Annotated in this window: 18 protein-coding genes; 5 read left to right on the top strand and 13 right to left on the bottom strand. The window is 48.4% G+C overall.

Annotation, left to right across the window (positions count from 1 at the left end; translation table 11 throughout):
- The first annotated feature begins 285 nt into the window (after positions 1-285).
- Both AB7D94_RS11370 and truA read left to right on the top strand, forming a co-directional pair.
- Complete coding sequence (locus AB7D94_RS11370; protein WP_420265999.1) at positions 286-1,230, top strand: UDP-glucuronic acid decarboxylase family protein; 945 nt, start codon at positions 286-288, stop codon at positions 1,228-1,230.
- A 15-nt stretch (positions 1,231-1,245) separates the two neighbouring features.
- On the top strand, positions 1,246-2,013 hold the full coding sequence (truA, locus tag AB7D94_RS11365; protein WP_420265994.1) for a tRNA pseudouridine(38-40) synthase TruA: 768 nt from the start codon (positions 1,246-1,248) through the stop codon (positions 2,011-2,013).
- On the opposite strand, the gene AB7D94_RS11360 is transcribed toward truA, so the two are convergent.
- From AB7D94_RS11360 to mqnE, 13 genes are all read right to left on the bottom strand, one after another.
- Entirely contained in the window at positions 2,007-2,423 is a 417-nt protein-coding gene (locus AB7D94_RS11360) for a TraR/DksA family transcriptional regulator (RefSeq protein ID WP_420265993.1), read from the bottom strand. The genes truA and AB7D94_RS11360 overlap by 7 nt on opposite strands.
- A 29-nt stretch (positions 2,424-2,452) precedes the next feature.
- Positions 2,453-2,605, bottom strand: coding sequence for a hypothetical protein (locus tag AB7D94_RS11355; RefSeq protein WP_420265992.1), 153 nt, complete (start codon positions 2,603-2,605; stop codon positions 2,453-2,455).
- A gap of 2 nt (positions 2,606-2,607) precedes the next feature.
- The gene (gene frr / locus AB7D94_RS11350) at positions 2,608-3,153 is read right to left on the bottom strand and encodes a ribosome recycling factor (RefSeq protein WP_420265998.1); all 546 of its coding nucleotides are present in this window, start codon (positions 3,151-3,153) and stop codon (positions 2,608-2,610) included.
- A gap of 14 nt (positions 3,154-3,167) precedes the next feature.
- On the bottom strand, positions 3,168-3,884 hold the full coding sequence (gene pyrH, locus AB7D94_RS11345; RefSeq protein ID WP_420265991.1) for a UMP kinase: 717 nt from the start codon (positions 3,882-3,884) through the stop codon (positions 3,168-3,170).
- Positions 3,885-3,900: 16 nt separating this feature from the next.
- Positions 3,901-4,482 carry a translation elongation factor Ts gene (gene tsf / locus AB7D94_RS11340; RefSeq protein ID WP_420265997.1) on the bottom strand — a complete coding sequence of 194 codons (582 nt, stop codon included), beginning with the start codon at positions 4,480-4,482 and terminating at the stop codon, positions 3,901-3,903.
- A gap of 11 nt (positions 4,483-4,493) precedes the next feature.
- Positions 4,494-5,246 carry a 30S ribosomal protein S2 gene (gene rpsB, locus AB7D94_RS11335; protein WP_420265996.1) on the bottom strand — a complete coding sequence of 251 codons (753 nt, stop codon included), beginning with the start codon at positions 5,244-5,246 and terminating at the stop codon, positions 4,494-4,496.
- A gap of 245 nt (positions 5,247-5,491) precedes the next feature.
- Positions 5,492-6,163 carry a hypothetical protein gene (locus AB7D94_RS11330; protein ID WP_420265990.1) on the bottom strand — a complete coding sequence of 224 codons (672 nt, stop codon included), beginning with the start codon at positions 6,161-6,163 and terminating at the stop codon, positions 5,492-5,494.
- A 35-nt stretch (positions 6,164-6,198) separates the two neighbouring features.
- Positions 6,199-6,906 (bottom strand): FlgO family outer membrane protein, encoded by a 708-nt coding sequence (locus tag AB7D94_RS11325; protein WP_420265989.1) that lies wholly within the window; start codon positions 6,904-6,906, stop codon positions 6,199-6,201.
- A 10-nt stretch (positions 6,907-6,916) separates the two neighbouring features.
- On the bottom strand, positions 6,917-7,879 hold the full coding sequence (locus tag AB7D94_RS11320) for a FlgO family outer membrane protein (protein WP_420265988.1): 963 nt from the start codon (positions 7,877-7,879) through the stop codon (positions 6,917-6,919).
- A complete protein-coding gene (locus tag AB7D94_RS11315; protein ID WP_420265987.1) occupies positions 7,876-8,727 on the bottom strand; it encodes a phosphodiester glycosidase family protein in 852 nt (283 codons plus the stop codon). Before AB7D94_RS11315 ends, AB7D94_RS11320 begins: the two co-directional genes overlap by 4 nt.
- A 15-nt stretch (positions 8,728-8,742) precedes the next feature.
- Complete coding sequence (locus tag AB7D94_RS11310) at positions 8,743-9,687, bottom strand: NAD(P)/FAD-dependent oxidoreductase (protein WP_420265986.1); 945 nt, start codon at positions 9,685-9,687, stop codon at positions 8,743-8,745.
- 27 nt (positions 9,688-9,714) lie between these two features.
- Positions 9,715-10,755, bottom strand: a complete 1,041-nt coding sequence (mqnC, locus tag AB7D94_RS11305) for a cyclic dehypoxanthinyl futalosine synthase (RefSeq protein WP_420265995.1) — start codon at positions 10,753-10,755, stop codon at positions 9,715-9,717.
- Positions 10,752-11,834 (bottom strand): aminofutalosine synthase MqnE, encoded by a 1,083-nt coding sequence (gene mqnE / locus AB7D94_RS11300; protein ID WP_420265985.1) that lies wholly within the window; start codon positions 11,832-11,834, stop codon positions 10,752-10,754. Before mqnE ends, mqnC begins: the two co-directional genes overlap by 4 nt.
- Before the next feature lie 81 nt (positions 11,835-11,915).
- Between mqnE and AB7D94_RS11295 the strand changes: the two genes are divergently transcribed.
- The 3 genes from AB7D94_RS11295 (at position 11,916) to AB7D94_RS11285 (ending at position 17,350) form a co-directional block, all read left to right on the top strand.
- Positions 11,916-14,300, top strand: coding sequence for an ATP-binding protein (locus tag AB7D94_RS11295; protein ID WP_420265984.1), 2,385 nt, complete (start codon positions 11,916-11,918; stop codon positions 14,298-14,300).
- A gap of 84 nt (positions 14,301-14,384) precedes the next feature.
- Positions 14,385-16,271, top strand: a complete 1,887-nt coding sequence (gene asnB, locus AB7D94_RS11290; RefSeq protein WP_420265983.1) for an asparagine synthase (glutamine-hydrolyzing) — start codon at positions 14,385-14,387, stop codon at positions 16,269-16,271.
- Positions 16,268-17,350 (top strand): glycosyltransferase, encoded by a 1,083-nt coding sequence (locus AB7D94_RS11285; protein ID WP_420265982.1) that lies wholly within the window; start codon positions 16,268-16,270, stop codon positions 17,348-17,350. Before asnB ends, AB7D94_RS11285 begins: the two co-directional genes overlap by 4 nt.
- Positions 17,351-17,423: the final 73 nt, after the last annotated feature.

The raw sequence follows: 17,423 nt of genomic DNA, 5'->3' as shown, positions 1-17,423 counted from the left end.
GAGGGGAGGTGAGAGCCTTCCCTACCCCTATTGTCCTTATCCCTCAGAATATGCACAATCATCATGAAACTCCCAATAAAGGGAAGATTCCGGACAAGCCGGAATGACGGCAAGTGACAAAGCCGGAATGATTGCAGTAGGTATCTTCTGCTTTATTTTTCTAATGCGTTTGCCCTGACGCCTGATTGCCCATACCTGTAGTTACCGCCTCCAATAATTTAGTGCTCAAGTAAATATTTTAATATAATAATGTATCATATTATGTTATATTTGATTGTAGGGATTATGACAATCAGAAAACGAATACTTATAACGGGCGGAGCGGGTTTTTTAGGTTCCCACCTGTGTGAGAGGCTGCTCCTTGACGATAACGAGGTGATTTGCCTTGATAATTTCTACACCGGCAGAAAAAGCAATGTCATTCATTTGATGGGCAATCGCTTCTTTGAGGTCATGCGGCATGATGTATGCTTTCCATTGTATGTCGAGGTTGACGAAATATATAATCTTGCTTGCCCCGCGTCGCCCATCCACTATCAATTCGACCCCGTACAGACTACAAAGACCTCCGTGCACGGCGCTATCAATATGCTCGGATTGGCCAAACGCCTTAAGATTAAAATCCTTCAGGCCTCAACGAGCGAGGTCTACGGTGACCCCGCTGTCCACCCTCAGGTTGAGTCTTACTGGGGTAATGTCAATACCATCGGGCCGCGGGCATGTTACGACGAGGGGAAACGATGCGCGGAGACCCTCTTTTTCGATTATCACAGGCAGCATGGCCTGAAAATCAAGGTAGCCCGTATCTTTAATACCTATGGCCCCAGAATGCTCCAAAATGACGGCCGCGTCGTCAGCAACTTCATCATTCAGGCACTGCAAAATAATGACATCACTGTCTATGGAGAGGGTTCTCAGACGAGGAGTTTCTGCTACGTTGACGATTTATGTGATGGGTTGATAAGGCTGATGAACTCCCCTGATGAGGTTACAGGTCCTGTTAATCTGGGCAATCCCGGTGAGTTTACAATCCTTGAATTGGCGCGTAAGGTCATTCAGATGACTGGTTCAAAGTCAAAAATTATCTTCTTGCCGCTTCCTGTTGATGACCCCACACAAAGACAACCCGATATAACTATGGCAAGAGATGTGCTCGGTTGGCAGCCCTCTGTGCCGCTTGATGAGGGGCTTGTCAAGACCATTGACTACTTTAAGGAAGTATTATCGTAAGTCTTCCATAATGCCGTGAAGCACATATTTCTGATCCTTCAATATGATGGCACAAACTATCGGGGCTGGCAGATGCAGCCAAACACGACCACCGTGCAAGGATTAATTGAAGAGGCATTGTGTAAAATTACGGGGCGCGCCACCGCCGTCACCAGCGCTGGCAGGACTGACTCAGGCGTTCACGCGTTAGGACAGGCCGCTTCTTTTTTTACAGACAGCCGTTTAACCCCCGATATTTTTCAAAGGGCGCTGAATGCCTTACTGCCCTATGATATCAGAGCAGTCGCCGCGAGGTACGTATCAGGCGATTTCCATTGCCGGTTTTCGGCAAGACGTAAGCGCTATTTTTATGTCATATCAAATGCCCCCTCAGCCTCGCCCTTTATGTATCGTTATGTATGGGAAGTCAGGCACCCCCTGGACATCGCGGCTATGCAAAAGGCCTCCATAAGCCTGGTCGGCAGGTACGATTTTAAATCCTTTTGTGCCTCAGATACGGATGTGGATAATACGGTCAGAGAGGTCTTCAGTATAGAAGCCAGGCCGATGCCTTGCATATCCTTTATGGGTGCCGAAATAAAAGGGCAATTCATAAAGATAACGATAGAGGCGGACGGTTTCCTGCGCCACATGGTGCGAAACATCACAGGGACGCTGGTGGATGTGGGGAGGGGAAAGACATCCCCCGCGGATGTCGAAAATATCCTCACCGCAAAGGACAGAAAAAAGGCCGGAATGACCGCCCCCGGACGAGGCCTGTTTCTTGATAGGGTATTTTACTGAAAGGACTGCTCTCTTTCCACCTGCTCAATCTTTTCTCTTTTTTCCTTACACTCAACACAGTGCACCGCGTACGGCAGCACTTTCAGGCGCGCCTCACTTATCTCTATCCCGCAGTCATCGCACACGCCGTATGAACCATCGTTTAGTTTCCTCAACGCCTCGTCTATCTTATTAAGTTTAAGCTTGTGATGGTGGAGCTTTTGAAGTATTATATCCTCATTGACGTCAACGACAGACCAATCTCCATCGTCAAGGGCAGCCTCGACAAGCTGCTTTTCGTCCCCTTTGACAAAGTTCCCTATCTCTGTCTTTGCCTCTTTTAAGATTGCCTGCCTCTCCTGCAGGAGAGTCTTCCTTATGCCTTTTATGCGTTCACTTACGCTTGCGGCATCGTTGTTGTCATTATCCATTGTGTCGTATCCTTATATTCTATGCCGAATCAGGCGTCGGGTTTATCTTCAGATTTATCTTCGGCGGCCCCTTCTTTGTACAACTCAACAATGCTTTTTACCTTAACACCGGCGGCCTTCAGGGCCTTTTGCACGTCCGGAAGCTTTGAGTCCTCCACCTTTAACATGAAATTACTAAGCAAAATCAAACCTCCATTATCTCTTTTTCCTTGTGGGCAAGGACTTCGTCAACTAGTCTAATAAAGGAATCCGTCACCTTCTGAACCTCTTCCTGAGACTTCTTCGTCTCGTCCTCACTAATGTGTTTGTCTTTTTCGAGTTTCTTCAGCTCCTCGTTAAACTCCCTCCTGATATTTCTAACCGCAACCCTGGCGTCTTCGGCCTTCTTTTTCACCACCTTGACCAACTGCTTTCTCCTCTCTTCGGACAGCGGGGGAATCGTTATCCTTATAGTCTTCCCGTCGTTGTTTGGCGTGAGGTCAAGGTCAGACTTTCTGATGGCCTTTTCGATATTCGGTATTATCTTCTGCTCCCAGGGAGAGATAGTTATGGTTTGTGGGTCAGGGCTGCCCAGTGCCGCAACCTGATTAACCAGCGTAGGTGTGCCGTAGTAGTCAACCATTATATTATCTAAGAGGGACAGTGAGGCCCGCCCTGTCCTTACAGTGGCATACTCCTTTTTCAGGTGGTCTATCACCGTGAGCATCTTACCGTTGAGCTTTTTCTCCATCTCTTTGTCCACAATCAGCCCCCTACGAAAGAACCGACTTTTTCACCGAGCAAGGCTCGCTTTATTGCACCTTTATTCTTTAAATTAAATACAATAATTGGAAGGTTATTGTCCATGCACAAGGTAATGGCCGTTGAGTCCATTACGCTGATGCCCTGTTTGAGGACGTCGCCATGTGTTATATGCTCAATCATCACCGCGTCAGGATTTTTTACGGGGTCTTTGGTATATACGCCGTCAACCTTTGTGGCCTTGAATATAACGTCTGCGTCTATTTCCATTGCCCTAAGGGCTGCCGCCGTGTCTGTCGTAAAATAGGGATTGCCCGTACCGGCGGCGAAGATAACCACCCTGTTTTTTTCAAGATGGCGCATAGCCTTTCTTCTTATGTATGGTTCGGCCAGTTCACGCATCTCTATGGCCGATTGAACCCTTGTGGGAACACCTGTTTTTTCGAGGGAATTCTGCAGCGCGAGGGCGTTTATAACAGTCGCCAGCATACCCATATAGTCGGCCGTTGCCCTGTCTATCCCCTTTACTGAGGCCTCCACACCCCTGAATATATTGCCGCCGCCTATGACAACCGCAATTTGTGCGCCGGTCTCATAGGCCGATTTTATCTCCTGCGCCGCATAGATTACCATCTCCTGCGAGATGCCGTATGAGCCGTCGCCTATGAGGGCCTCGCCGCTTAACTTCAACATCAGACGTTTATATTTTAAGTTTTCCATCGCATTAAATCTCTCTCTAAGCCTCGTCCTGCTTTTCGCCAAGCTGATACCGGACGAACCGCCTGACCAGTATGTTTTCACCGAGTTTTGCTATCTTCTCCACGACAACATCGTGGACGGTCTGGTCGGGGTTCTTGACGAAGGCTTGTCTGAGCAGGCATTTCTCGGAGTAGAACTTCTCCAGCTTGCCCTCTATTATCTTGTCTATCACACCTGCCGGTTTCCCTTTCACCTGGTCTTTGTATATCTCTTTTTCCCTTTCGATTACTGTGGCGGGGATTTCAGCCGGCTCTATGTACTCAGGGTTTGCCGCGGCGATGTGCATAGCTATGTCCTTTGCCAATTGCTTGTAGTCGTCTGTCTTTGCCACGAAATCAGTTTCACAGTTCAGCTCTATCATAACGCCTATCTTGTCCATGTGGATATAGGAACAGATGAGGCCCTCGGAGGCCTTTCTGCCGGATTTCTTTGCCGCCGTGGCAAGGCCTTTCTTTCTCAGGTAATCAAGGGCCTTCTCAAAATCGCCGCCGGTCTCTGTGAGGGCCTTTTTGCAGTCCATCATGCCAACGCCCGTCTTTTCCCTTAACTCCATGACCATGGTTGCGGATATCACGCTTTTACCTCCTCAAGTTCTTCCTGCTGTTTTTTCTGATCTATCAGGATGTCTTGTGCCTTCTGCTCTTTTTCCCGGTTAAGAATGCTCTTGCCTTCCATAATTGCGTCGGCCATTCTGCCTGTTACCAGCTTTACTGCCCTTATGGCGTCGTCGTTGCCGGGTATGACGTAGTCTATTTTATCGGGGTCGCAGTTCGTATCCACTATGGCCACAATAGGAAGCGACAGTTTTTTTGCCTCCATTACGGCGATGTTTTCCCTTCTTGGGTCTATGACAAACAACACGCCAGGGTATTTTTTCATATCCTTTATGCCGCCGAGATACTTTTGCAGCTTAGTACGTTCTTTTTCATACGCGAGCACCTCTTTTTTTGTCAGCACATCGTATATGCCATCGCTTTTCATGGTCTCTATCTTTTTCAGCTTCTCGATACTCTTTTTGATTGTGAAGAAATTCGTCAGCATCCCGCCAAGCCATCTCTGATTGACATAATACGCCCCGGCACGTTCGGCCTCCTCGGCAATAGCGTCCTGGGCCTGCTTTTTCGTGCCGACAAACATTATAGTCTCGCCCGCGGCTGACATATCCCTGACGAAATTATACGCCTCTTCTATGCCTTTTACCGTTTTTTGCAGATCAATAATGTATATCCCGTTTCTCTCGCCGAAGATATACTTTTTCATCTTAGGATTCCACCTCTTTACCTGATGTCCGAAGTGGACACCCGCCTCAAGCAACTCTTTCATTGATACTACCACTTTTAAAGTACCTCCTGTTGGTTTTTCCCTCCGCTATAACCTTAGCGCCCCATGTGGCGGACTATGCCGCCCGGGGACCTCTGCTAAAGCTGCCGTCTCCGGCTCCATAGCGTGTGTTTTTGTAATGGAAAGTAACATAAATGCTCATTATTTTGCAACACTATTTATTAATCAAATCTTTTGGGGGATTCTGATGGCCGAAAATCCATTTGTCTCACCGCCACTTATGGCGGCTACTCCTTGAATTGGACGAGAATATTTGAAATCTCCGCTACGACCAACGCCCCAAGCTGCTTAGGAAGCGGCGCCTTCACATCGTAAAATTTTACAGGGAAATTCAACCCGTCAAAGTCAGTAAATGATATAGCCCTTCGCGGCGGCGCGGTACGGCAGTGGTCAAGGTAAAGCAGCGTGACCTCTGTCCTGGGATTGATTACGCGCATCTTTATCGCCATCATGGACTGTCTGAGTTCTCCACCCATGATTATTTTCTCTATCTCTCCGACAATGATAATATCATACTTTTTGTCTCTGGCATATTTCATCTGCGATTTGAGGTCGTTGAATATCTCGTCATTTTTCTCTATTATATGAAACAACTGCTTCTGCAGGAGCAGCTTGTGCGTGAGGTCGGTAAGGTACTCGGATACTTCCCGCGCGTCAACAGACGACTTCATAAGAAAGACGGCGGCACGGCTGCCAAAGGGAAACGGGTTTTCAGGGGTGATATAAACCTCGTTAAGGCACGGTGGAGCCTCAGACTCGGACTTAGTCAGAGTTGAATGTTTGGCCGAAAGCACGGTGACCTCAGGCGTCACAGCCACACTGCACGCGGCAACGGCAAGCGCCACCACCACCCACGCCGCCGACACACCCATCATTCGATGCATAATCTGGCGACGCATAATCCGGCTTCGTAGCCCGCGCAGACCTCCCCCTTTCATTTAGTGATTGCCGGCCTTTCCATGACGGTCGTGGGGTCGGGCATTTGCCCCTGGCCGTTTCCAGGATTGTTGTTTTTTAACAATGTCTTAATCTCTTTTGTTTCCACCATGCGCGTACTCCAGGCCGAATACAATGTGGAGTCCTTCAGGTTTATAATCCTGCCGTTAAATATTACCGACTGCCCGGTAATGGTATATGTCCCCGCAAGGACACTCATAGCGTTTTCCCTTGCCGCGAGGTCTTTGACGTCCCTGGTCAGGACTAACTCCCCTTTCTTTTTATCAATATCTATGGCATTTCCCATTCTCATCTCTATGACGTTGAAATAGTTCCTCTGCAGATAGGTCATCAATAGCTCGGAAAAGGCCCTCCCCAAAGGAGAGGTCTGTCTGAGGTCGTTTATATCAACGAATGTCGTAACCAATATGGGCGATATTTGTGGGGAATAGACGCGCTCAGTATCAATCCTCGCGCCGAATGAAAGGCCGTTTGCCATGTCCCTTGCCGCCCCGTCAAGGTCGTCATATACGTTGTGCATACCATTGGAATATCCGGGGGTCGGGCCGCTTGGCGGACCTACGGCCACTTTTTCGGCGGCCTTGTAGACGGAGCATCCACAGGTGAGCATTAACGTGAGGGCAATCGCCCACACTGCACACGCCGCCGTTGGGCTGGTGACGGTTGTTTTATGTTTCAGTGTCAATTCTTCACCATCACTTTTTCACCGGCACATCAGGCTTTACTGGTTCCTTAGGTTTTACCGGCTCTGTGGGGCTGACCGGCTCTTTAGGTCTCATTATCACGTCCACTTTTACCTCTGCCTCCGGCTTTGCCTCTGCCTCCGGTTTTGGTGCGGCCTCCGGTTTTACCGGCTCTGCGGGACTCGCCGGTACTTTCCGCTTCACCTTCTTTTTTGCCTTGTGTTTGGCTGCCCCCGCCTTTTTTACAGGCGTGGGTGTGGGTGCGGGGGTGGGCTTAGGTGTGGCAACCACCACGGGTTCATTCTGGCGCAATGGTATTGAAGGCATTGGCTCGTCCTTCAGTTCATTTTGTTTACTCAGCAGGTATTTTATCAACTTCGTGCGGGGAATTTTAACCGATGCCACAGAGACAACCTCAGCCTGCTCAGGGCTTATCAGCCTCACGTTGACAAACACCTCGCACGGCTCTACCTGATACGTGCCGGCCACAATAAGCGAGTTGGTATAGTCGAAGTTAAAACTCTTTGGCGTGATGTCTATCTTGTTGCCCGGCTGCGGCAGGCCGCTCCTGCTTAGATACAGTTCGCCTACCTTGTTGGACATGACTATTGACTTCATTTCCCTCACGTCTGTCACCCTGTAGTCCTTCATACGAAGCTGCGACAGTATCTCCTCGGCTATCAGACGCCCAAACATGGATGTCTGATTGAGATTATTTATGTCAACAAAAGTGGTTACGATTATCTTATTCTCGAATCTGGGAATATCGCCATTTCTCTCAAGCTGCCCGACGATATATGCCGACTTCAGGTCAATATCGGTCATGTTGTCGGCGGGATTGTCCTCAGAGTGAAACAGGGCGCAGCCCGGCATCGGTTCAGGCTTTGGCACGGTGTATCTCTGCTGGCAGGACATCATGCAAGCCATTATAATAATGGCCAGCACGGCTATGAGATTCGATAATTGTCTTTTCATTTATTTAACGTGTTTGGCGATTGTTTTTTTACAATACCGATTACATTCGGTATCGGCCACGCGGTCTGAAACGTGCCGCCCTCGTCATAGTCAGTGCCGTAGCCCCCGATTTTTTCGATCTCGGTGTCCTTTGCCGAGATATAAAGAGAGGCCTGTCGCCCTCCCTCAAGGTATGCGGCGCTTGCAATGGAAATCGGAAGAGACATTACAATATCAATAAAATCGTGAACTGTATACGGCGAGCGGGAAAACAACAGGAGCACGTTGCCGTTTTTGTCCTTGCCAACCGCGGCTATGCTCCATGCCGACTGCTGCTGCGCCCAGACGTTTTTGTTTGTGCAACTTATCATCCTGATATTCTGTATCAGCGTATTGTATTTTCCCTTGAACTCTTCAAAGTTTTGACACTCAGAGTCTATTATCTGTGCGTCGGCTACGGTGGAATCAACGGGATTAAAAGCGAGGGCCGACTTGTAGGCCTTGGAGACCTTAGGATTGTTTACGTGGCTGAAATTCTTCATATATCCCACGCTTGTGGTGCTGTCGGCCTGATACATGCCGGCATTTGCGGCAACCATAAGATTATATTTTTTCGCCCATTCCTTCGCTGTCATCGCCTTGCCGCCCAACTCAGATACTGTGAGGAGTTTAAACGCATAGTATGCGGGGTTGATTTTTATCACCGTTATCTTTGAATTGCCCATGTCGGATTTTTGAGGGGATTCAAATTCGCGCATATACAACCCCTCGTCAAGCCTTTTCCAATTTTCCGCTGCCGCAACGGCGGCGGTAATCAGTATCGCAAAGGCCATAGTGCCTGATAAAGTCCATAGACGTTTTATCTGCATTTTATTATGATTGCTTTAGCCCCAGGCATATTTTCTTTTCTTTCTTTGGTTTATATATTTCTCCGCCGACAGCGCCGCAACACAGCCATTGGCCGCCGCAATTACAACCTGCCTGACCTCAGTGCATGATACATCACCCGCCGCAAACACACCCGCGACATTCGTCTCCATCATCCTGTTTGTCAGCACACACTCCTCGTCGCTTATATCAACCGAAAAGTCCAGAAAATCCACAATCGGCCTGTTGCCGTGCAGATATACAAACACGCCGTCCATCGGCATAAAGGTCTCGGCCTTCGTGTCGTTGTTGTGCACTACTATACTTTCTACGAACTCTTCGCCCCTGATTTCAGTTACCCTGTGATTTATGAGCACACTGACTTTTTTTTCATTCAAAATCGGATGCCCATCAACCCTCAGCCTGTTGCTCTGGGCTATCAGCGTTATCCTATCAGTAAATCTCGCTAAGACCTCCGCCTCTTTAACCGCCTCCTCAGAATCCCCTATGACGCACACGTTCTTATCCCTGTAAAACGCCGCGTCGCAGATGGCGCAGTAACTTACGCCCTTACCTAGCAGCTCTTTCTCTCCCGTGATTGTCGGCTTTCTGCCCATTGAACCTGTGGCAAGGATTACCGTCTTGCCGTAGTAGTTGCCGTCCATCGCGTAGATTTCCTTTGGCTCGCCCTCAATGTTTACGCCTATAACCTGTGTCTCTATGTACTGCGCGCCAAACGTAACGGCCTGATTTCTGAATATATCCAGCAGCTCCGCCCCGGATATTGGCCTTGTGATGCCAGGATAGTTTTCTATTTTATGAGTGAAGGCAAGCGCCCCCGCCGACTTTGATTTGTCCAGCACTATGGTCCTCAGGTTCAACCTCGACGCATACTGCGCCGCGGACAGCCCCGCCGGCCCGCCTCCCACTATCACCACATCGTATATCTGCTGCCCTTCCATGATCTACCTCTATTTAAATTCCCACGCTCAGAAATAGTTTAACACATTATAGTATGTGTCCCTCTGGGCCGGTCTGAACCCTGATGACTTTATCGCGCCTATTATATCATTTTTCGATACCATAAATGCTACACCCGCCGCTTTTACAACATTTTCTTCTATCATCGTAGAGCCGAAGTCATTTGCGCCGAATCTAAGTGCCACCTGCGCGGTCTTTATCCCCTGCGTAACCCACGACGCCTGAACGTTTTTGACATTATCCAGATAAAGCCGGCAAAGCGCCAGCACGCGCAGGTAATCAGCCGCCGTTGCGTGGGTTATTGTGCTGCCTAAAGCAGAGCCGCCGGGCTGAAACGTCCATGGAATAAACGCCGTAAACCCGCCTGTCTCCTCCTGAAGCCGCCATATTGCCTCAAGATGGGCCACTATATCCTCCGGTGTTTCAACCGTGCCGAACATCATCGTCGCCGTAGTCCTCATCCCAAGCAAATGTGCCTCCCTCATCACCTCAAGCCACGCGGCGGTGTTTATTTTTCGCGGGCTTATGGCGCTTCTGACCCTGTCTGAGAGTATCTCCGCCCCTCCGCCGGGAATCGAATCCAGCCCCGCGTCCTTCAATACGGTTAAGGTATCTTTTATCGTGAGACTGGCCTTTTTTGCCATATAGGCAATCTCAGGGGGAGAGAACCCGTGAATGTTTATTGTGAACTCCTTTTTTATCTTTCGCAGCATATCTATATAATAATTAATATCAAGGGCCGGGTGGAGGCCGCCCTGCATTAAAATCTGTGTGCCGCCAAGGGCGATAGTCTCGCGGATTTTCTCCATCAAAACGCCCTCATCAATAATATATGCCTCCTCATCGCATTCGTCTTTATAAAAGGCGCAAAAGGTGCACTTATTTACACAGACATTCGTGTAGTTGATGTTCCTGTCAACAATAAACGTGACAAGATGCTCAGGATGCAGGGCATTTCTCATCTCATCGGCCTGCTGCCCAAGCTCAAGCAACGGCGTCCCGGTGAGATGCGCAAGGGCCTGCTGCCGCTTATCAAATAAACTGCTCAGACAGAGACCTCTTCGTATGTGGCGTTACGCTCAATCGGCTCTTTTTGTGCCTTTGTAATCAGATTAATCATCTCACCTTTGGTGAGCATCCCGGATGAGGCAGCCCCGGCGCTGTGGGCTATTTTCTCCTCTATTACCGTGCCGTCAATGTCGGTGGCGCCAAAGAAGAGGGCAATCTGGCATATCTTCTCGCCAAGCATTATCCAGTATGCCTTTATGTGAGGGAAGTTATCAAGGACTAGGCGGCTTACCGCTATTGTCTTTAAATCGTCCAGACCGGAGGGATAGCGCGTCACGTCTATGTCGGCGCTGTAAACGGGCTGATACGAAAGTGGAATAAAGGCCTGAAACCCCCCTGTGCGCTCCTGAAGCTCACGCAGTGCGAGGAGGTGGTCAACCCTATCGCCGTATGTCTCAATGTGGCCGTAGAGCATTGTGGCGTTTGTCCTGATGCCAAGAGTATGGGCGGCCTCGTGGATTTCGAGCCACCTTGAGGCGGGGATTTTCTCCGGACACAGGCGCGCGCGAACGTCGGCATTAAATATCTCCGCCCCGCCGCCGGGCAGCATATCAAGCCCTCGCGCCTTCAGCGCGGCAAGCGTGCCGCGCAGTCCAAGCCCGCTTAGTTTCGTAAAATGGTCAATTTCGACGGCCGTAAATGCCTTTATCTGAACGCGTGGATATTGTTTCTTTATCGCGGAAAGCAAATCAAGGTAATAACTAAACGGCCAGTCAGGATGAAGGCCGCCGACTATGTGGAGTTCGCTAAAGGGTGAGCTTGTTGCGGCCAGTTTGGCAAGCACTTCGTCAATAGTCATCGCATACGCGCCTTCCTGCCCCGTTGATCGGCTAAAGGCGCAGAACTTGCACCGGTTGACGCAGAGGTTTGTCGGGTTGATGTGGTGGTTTCGCGTGTAATAGACCTTTTTACCGTGGAGACGCTCCGCAACAAACGAAGCCGCCCTGCCCACGCCAAACAGTCCGTCAGAGTTAAAAAGCTCCAACGCGTCGTCTCTGTCGAGCCGCTTCCCACCGTAAACCTTATCAAACACCCGCGAAGGCATAGGGTATTCTAACATAATACGGGCGAATTCAGACACAGGTGTATTATTATTTGATATTAATGAACTATATGTGATAGAATCATATAGTACTTTCGAGTGAAACCCAAAAAAAACAATATGATTAATCGCAATAACCCTGATAAGCGGGCGGTAAGTTATCTGAATACGCCGCGCCTGACCGCCTTTATGTTGATAGCCGCCATAATATTGTCCATAGTCACGGCCGTTTGGACAAAAGACAGGACAACAAGAATACTCCATGGAGAAGCAATTGAGCGTTTAAATACATATAACAGTTATTTGCTTGACAAGGTAGGCACCTATATCGCCTTCTCTAAAGTCATGGCGGAACGTCCTTACGTCATCGGCTATTTAAAACATCCCGGCGACCAAAATACAATGAACGATTTTTTATTGCAGTACAATGACTCTATCGGGGCGTCCATAGTTTATATCATTAATAAAGCCGGTGTAGTGGTTGGGACGAGTAACTATAAAAATACTGACAGTTTAGCCGGTAAGGATTTGAGTTTCAGGGATTATTTTAAAAAGGCTCTAATGGGGAGTCCCGATGAGGACATAGCCATTGGCACTACAACAAAAAAACTCGGTTATTACAGGTCATATCCTGTGAGAGATGATGTTAGTGGTGAGATATTAGGAGTTACAGCGATAAAATACGATGCAAACATATTCTCGCCTCAGAATACGAACTCCAGAGAGATAGTATTAATTGCAGACGATGACGGAGTTATTTTTAATACCAGTGATAAGCGGTATCTCTATCACACGCTGCATAAGTTACCGGAGGATGTCTTACAAAAAATCAGGCATGACAAGTTATACGCGGATGAGCCACTGCTGCCGCTGCCGATTATAAGGGAATCAGAAAAAGATGGCATGAAATTCGTTACAATCCGCCATTCTGAACAATCACAAACGGGGAAAGGATATACGGACACCGAATTTATGATGGTGGGGACACAGGATAATGCCACTGTTTGGAATCTACATCTGCTTGTTGAGCTTTCAGACGTTGGGGTTGCGGTTAAAAAGAATATAGTATATGTATTGTTATTGATGTTTATATGTTATCTGATTGGCATATTTATGATTCACAGAGATAAATCACGGAAGGATTTACTGGAAAGCTATAATGATTTATTAGGACAAATGGCGATCGTAGATAAACATGTAACGGAGCAGGAAATTATAAACTCTGTCCTGAAATTATCGTTGTCATCTGAGCCGATTGAACTACATCTGCAGAGGAAATTAGACGTAATTCTGGAGCATCTCTCGCAACCCAAAGGGTGTATTTTCCTTTATAACGAGTCGCTTAAAGTCCTTCAGATTGCGGCGCATCGTGGATTCAGAGACGAGCAGTTGGCACAGTGCTCAGCAGTTCCCATTGGCCAGTGTCTGTGCGGGTTGGCAGCGTCAACGAAAGAAGTGGTGTTTTCATCGAATGGTAAAGAAGACGCCAGACACACGACTACACACGATGGTATGTCTGATCACGGGCATTACTGTGTGCCTATTGTCTCAACGGACAAGCAGACGGACCGGGTGTTGGGGGTAATCAATGTCTATGTGGACGCGGGGTATGAACGCAATGACGATGACGAGTTATTTATAAAAAATATGGCGCATGTTATTGCGGGCGTTATTTTGCGCAAACAAGAGCTGCAGCTCATAGAGCTGGATAGAACGGAGAGCCTGACAACACTTGCGGCTGGCATAGCGCATGAGATAAACAACCCATTATCTTTTATTAAGACATCTGTAAGCTCCTTCCAAAAAAATCTCGCGAAGGTTGAGCATTTTATAAGACATACGCTGCTTTCGCAGGAGTTGTCATCAAGTGAACAAACAGAATCGTCGCACAAAAAGAACATACTTGACGCGATTTCTATGATGAATACTAAAATCAACTCGTCTAATAAAGGTATTGAGAGAATCATGGAAATAGTCAACGGGCTGAGGACATTTACACGCCTTAACAAGACGGACATAGAGGAACTGGATATGAATAAGTGCATAGACGAGGCATTATCAATGCGTATTAATAAAGACTCCGAAGTGATGATTGTCAGAGAATACGGGCAACTGCCGCCGTATCTTTGTGAGTCGCGTTCAATGAACCAATGTTTTTATAATATAATAGACAACGCGGTTCAGGCGGTTAATGAGGTCGGCACGATACGGATAGTTACGGCGATAACGGGTGTGGAAGGCGAGCTGATACAAATCAGGATAGAAGACGACGGCGTAGGAATGTCTGAGGATGCGGTGAAGCAGGCGTTTGTCCCGTTTTTTACGACAAAAGAAGTTGGTTCAGGCAAGGGACTGGGGCTGGCCATGGTGGACGGAATAATAAAGCGACATGGCGGCAAGGTTTCAATAGAAAGCGCAGAGGGCAAGGGGACGGCCATAACGATACTCCTGCCGCTTATGCAAAATAAAATGTTCTATAATTAACAATGGCGGCCTTCTGCTGCAAAGATATTAGAGGAGTTATCTACGTTACCAACAAAAACACGTAGAGATCAGCGATAATAGATTATGTGTGCGATAGCCGGAAAGATTGTATCCAGAGGCGAGGCCGTATCAGAAGGCGATATAGGCGCTATGAACGGCGTGATGGCCCATCGGGGGCCTGACGGCCATGGGGTGTTCATCTCACGCGACGGCAGGGTGGGGCTTGGGCACAGGCGGTTGTCTATTATTGATTTATCTTCGCTGGGTACGCAGCCCATGTACTGCCTCAACAAGTACTGGATTGTCTTTAACGGCGAGATATATAACTACGCCGAGAAACGCCTCGCCCTTGAAAAAGAGGGATACTCCTTTAAATCAAACACGGACACTGAGGTTATCCCGGCCCTATATGATAAATTCGGAGTAGAATGCCTGCAACACCTGCGTGGCATGTTCTCCTTCGCGATATATGACGAACAACGGCGCGTACTCTTTTGCGCCCGCGACAGGGTTGGTAAGAAACCCTTTAAATATTATCTGAATAACGACGTATTTATATTTGCCTCCGAGCTTAAGGCCATTCTCACGCAGGACGAATATCAGAGGGAACCGGACTTCAAGGCCATCCACCACTATCTTACGTATCAATACGTGCCGTCGCCTCTGACGGGTTTTATGGGAATCCAGAAACTTGAAGCGGCACATTATCTGCTAATCGAAGTTGACACAATGAAGGTAACGAAGCGGCGCTACTGGTCGTTGGACTATTCAGAGAAATGGGCGCTTACAGAGGGGCAGTGGTGCGGCAGGATTATGGATAAACTTGAGGAGGCGGTTGGTATCAGGATGCGCTCTGATGTGCCCCTTGGGGCGCTGCTTTCGGGTGGCGTTGACTCCAGCGCCGTTACCGCGCTGATGAGCCGCCTGAGCAGTACGCCCATCAGGACATTTTCAATAGGATTTGAGGAAGATAAATATAATGAGCTTAACTACGCGAGGATTATTGCCAATAAATTCAGGACCGAGCATACGGAGCTTATCGTAACACCGGTCAGCGCCGAGGAAATCCTGCCGCGTTTGGCGTATATGTATGAGGAGCCGTTTGCCGATTCCAGCGCCCTGCCATCTTACTATGTCAGCAAACTCACGCGCGAACATGTTACGGTTGCCCTCAACGGCGACGGCGGCGATGAGAACTTCGCCGGCTACGACCGATACGCGGTTCATAAGTTTGCCGTCAACTATGGTGGCTTTCTGTCCAAACAGTTAATTGATCAAATCGGCAAGATTCTCGGCGGCAGGATTAAAACCACGTTTTTTAACCGCCTTGAGCGCCTCATCACAACTCTGCCCGATGACGCCGCCCGCAGATATGTAAACTACATATGCTATTTTACAAACGCAATGAAAGGTGCACTGTACAGCGGCAAATTCGCCAGAGCCATGGCCGACAACGACTCCTATACGCTCACAGAGGACAGATTCAGGGAATCCGGCACGGCAAATATGCTCGATGCCGCGCTCTATGCAGATTTTATGACCTATCTGCCCGATGACCTGCTTGTCAAAATGGATATCGCCACTATGGCCGTATCCCTTGAAGGAAGAAGCCCGTTTTTAGACCATGAATTCATAGAACTTACGGCAAAAATCCCGTCAGGTCTGAAACTAAAAGGCATAAACAGTAAAAAATATATCCTGAAGAGGGCACTCCTGACTCTGCTTCCCAAAGACGTGATGTACAGGCCGAAGATGGGCTTTGCCATCCCGCTTGACGTATGGTTCAGGACGCGCCTAAAGGACTATGCCAAATCGGTGCTGCTGTCTGATAAGGCCATCAGCCGGGGTATCTTCAAAAAAGACGCGGTTAAAGCACTCCTTGATGAGCATACCCGCACAAAGATAAACTGGGGCTATCACCTCTGGGCACTCCTGATGCTTGAGCTGTGGTTTCGTGAGTATTTCGATTGAAGATCCTGCACCTGATAACCGGCATGGAGGTAGGCGGGGCAGAGAAGATGCTTCTGAAATTAGTCCCGACCATGGAAGGGGAGTTTGAAAACCGCGTGTGTGTAATCAAAGGGCGGGGCAAATTGGGGGCGGCTCTTCAACAGGCCGGTATCCCCGTCGTTTATCTTGACCTTCATGGGCCGTTTGATTTGCGGCCAATATTAATGTTCAAGAGACTTGCAGATGAGTTCAAACCCGACATACTCGTGACCTATCTGATTCACGCCGACCTGTTTGGAAGGCTCATCGGGCGCGCGTTGGGCATAAAGAGGATAGTATGTTATCAGCGCGGGTCACTCTTAAAATGGGAATTTCTTCGTAAGTTTGACAGGCTGACCAAGTCGTTGGTGGCTAAATATATAACGCAGACAGAGACGGTCAAAGAGGAGCTGAAGGCCGCCCTTAAAATTGAAGGACAGAAGATAGCCGTCATCGGCAACGCAATAGACCTAAAGACATACGATTTTGAAATAGATATAGCCGCAAAAAAGAGGTCTCTCTGCATTAACCCTGACAACAAAAACATTGTATGCGTTGGGAATCTTAGACAGGGCAAAGGACACGAGTACCTGCTTGACGCCTTTGAACAGTTATTCAGGCGCTTTTCGGGCGTAAATCTCCTGATTGCGGGGGATGGGCAGAAGAGGGTGGATTTGACAGCGCAAATCACGCACTTCACCTCTAAGGCCAATATTCATTTCCTCGGCAACAGGGACGATGTCCATGAGATATTGAGAATAAGCGACATCTTTGTCCTGCCCACGCTTTACGAAGGTATGAGCAACGCCGTCATGGAGGCAATGGCGTCAAAAGTCGCTGTCATAACGACAGATATCCCTGTAAACGCGGAACTTGCCGGGGATACGGCCATCCTCGTTCCAATAAAAAACTCCGGCAAATTGGCCGGGGCAATAGAGGTACTCTTAAAAGACGACACATTAAGGGAAGACCTCGCCGCTAGGGCATATAATAAAATCTCATCAGAATATAGCCTCGACATCATCAGCAAGAAATACGTCGCCCTGCTAAAAGCACTATAAAAAATTAAAGCACTATAAAGGATTAACGACGAAGGGGAGTAACTCCCCTTCACCCCGTAAATCTCACCACGTT

This window comes from Candidatus Magnetominusculus dajiuhuensis, from assembly GCF_046044395.1.
Taxonomy (GTDB): Bacteria; Nitrospirota; Thermodesulfovibrionia; order Thermodesulfovibrionales; family Magnetobacteriaceae; genus Magnetominusculus; species Magnetominusculus dajiuhuensis.
This window is presented reverse-complemented; position numbering and strand designations above follow the sequence as displayed.

Bases quoted from the DNA above. Each gene is read 5' to 3' on its own strand.
- AB7D94_RS11370 (WP_420265999.1), top strand. From the start codon at position 286: ATGACAATCAGAAAACGAATACTTATAACGGGCGGAGCGGGTTTTTTA.
- AB7D94_RS11310 (WP_420265986.1), bottom strand. From the start codon at position 9,687: ATGGAAGGGCAGCAGATATACGATGTGGTGATAGTGGGAGGCGGGCCG.
- pyrH (WP_420265991.1), bottom strand. From the start codon at position 3,884: ATGGAAAACTTAAAATATAAACGTCTGATGTTGAAGTTAAGCGGCGAG.
- asnB (WP_420265983.1), top strand. From the start codon at position 14,385: ATGTGTGCGATAGCCGGAAAGATTGTATCCAGAGGCGAGGCCGTATCA.
- AB7D94_RS11320 (WP_420265988.1), bottom strand. From the start codon at position 7,879: ATGAAAAGACAATTATCGAATCTCATAGCCGTGCTGGCCATTATTATA.
- rpsB (WP_420265996.1), bottom strand. From the start codon at position 5,246: ATGAAAGAGTTGCTTGAGGCGGGTGTCCACTTCGGACATCAGGTAAAG.
- tsf (WP_420265997.1), bottom strand. From the start codon at position 4,482: ATGGTCATGGAGTTAAGGGAAAAGACGGGCGTTGGCATGATGGACTGC.
- AB7D94_RS11360 (WP_420265993.1), bottom strand. From the start codon at position 2,423: ATGGATAATGACAACAACGATGCCGCAAGCGTAAGTGAACGCATAAAA.
- AB7D94_RS11315 (WP_420265987.1), bottom strand. From the start codon at position 8,727: ATGCAGATAAAACGTCTATGGACTTTATCAGGCACTATGGCCTTTGCG.
- mqnE (WP_420265985.1), bottom strand. From the start codon at position 11,834: ATGTTAGAATACCCTATGCCTTCGCGGGTGTTTGATAAGGTTTACGGT.
- AB7D94_RS11330 (WP_420265990.1), bottom strand. From the start codon at position 6,163: ATGCGTCGCCAGATTATGCATCGAATGATGGGTGTGTCGGCGGCGTGG.
- frr (WP_420265998.1), bottom strand. From the start codon at position 3,153: ATGGAGAAAAAGCTCAACGGTAAGATGCTCACGGTGATAGACCACCTG.